2 protein-coding genes are annotated in these 1,209 nt (G+C 54.3%); one reads left to right on the top strand and one right to left on the bottom strand.

Annotated elements, in window-relative coordinates; translation table 11 throughout:
* Positions 1 to 45: 45 nt before the first annotated feature.
* Positions 46 to 690 (bottom strand): hypothetical protein, encoded by a 645-nt coding sequence (locus AUR66_RS12600; RefSeq protein ID WP_058572711.1) that lies wholly within the window; start codon positions 688 to 690, stop codon positions 46 to 48.
* A gap of 299 nt (positions 691 to 989) precedes the next feature.
* Here AUR66_RS12600 and AUR66_RS22645 point away from each other — a divergent pair.
* A partial coding sequence (locus AUR66_RS22645) for a hypothetical protein (RefSeq protein WP_231727879.1) occupies positions 990 to 1,209 on the top strand: 220 nt, incomplete at its 3' end.

Below are 1,209 nucleotides of genomic sequence, written 5' to 3'. Positions count from 1 at the left end.
TCTTATCGCGTAGTGTACGACTATCCGCCGTCTATCACACCTGCACTATCGCCACCCCATCACAACGTCTGTGATACCCCGCGAGGCAGACGACGTCCCCGCGAGGTTCGAGATCGCGTGTTCGGTAAAGATGACGCGCTTGGTCCCGCGGCGTTTCACGATCTTTACCGCCTCTTTCCCCAAGTCGTCGAGAAAGTCCATGACGCGGGCGACAGTTTGGGTGTGCGGCGTCCGACCTTCCTTTGCGTGCAAGACGGTGCGAATCGAACTCGAGTCGAGTGCGAAGCCAGCAGGGACTTTTGTGGCGTACTCTGTGATGTCCTTCGCGATGAACCGGGCACGTTCCTGGTTGGCAGTGAGTTTAGAGACGGCTTTGAAGGGGAGGCGAATCAGTTGTTGCAGTGGGGAGAGACGGCTATTATCCTTGTTGTCGGTCGTCGTTCCCTCTGACTCCAATGCGTGGAGGCGCTGTTGGAGATGCTTGCGGTGGTCGGTTGCCGAGTCCAGTTTGGATTCGAGGGTCTGGATGCGGGTCTCGTAGTCGTCGAGTCTGTTTTGTTGGGATTCGATGGTCGCTGCTTGGGCTTCGACTGTGTCTTCGAGTTGTTGATTGTCGGTCTCGAGGTCGTCGACACGGTCTTCGAGGTCATCGATCCGGGCGGCGAGATCTTCGATGGTGGGCTCGGTCATTCGCGACCCTCCGTGGTGAGGGGTGGCTGTGCGACGAGACCTTTTTGCGTGGGTGGTGTGTTCGATAGCATGCGGTTTGGTCCAACCAACCGTCTTGGGTCCGTGTCCTACCACGGGTCCTTTCTGAGAGGACTGAGTAATCCAATAGACAGTGGTTACTTCGTGTTAGAGGAGATATGCAATAAGTTTTGACACACTATTTCCCAAATAGACATAATATGTGTCTACATGCTCACAAGTCGATGCCTGTAAAGTGATGCAGGAAATCCAAGCCATCAATGCGTAAACGGGCGAGTTGGATGAACAAGGCAACCGACTCTACCCTGGAATTGCTTGCAGAGTCTGAGCTCGCTCTCTCACCGGGTGTTATTCATCACAACCTACAACGCTTATCGAAAAGTCCACCATCACGCTCGACCGTCTATCGCGCAATCGACCCACTTGCCGATTATGGGCTGATCAAAGTCTCTGATAGCAGCGACAACTACTACGTAATCACAGAACGCGGTCTGCAGTACC

The sequence above is a fragment of the Haloferax profundi genome (assembly GCF_001469865.1).
GTDB lineage: Archaea > Halobacteriota > Halobacteria > Halobacteriales > Haloferacaceae > Haloferax > Haloferax profundi.
This window is presented reverse-complemented; position numbering and strand designations above follow the sequence as displayed.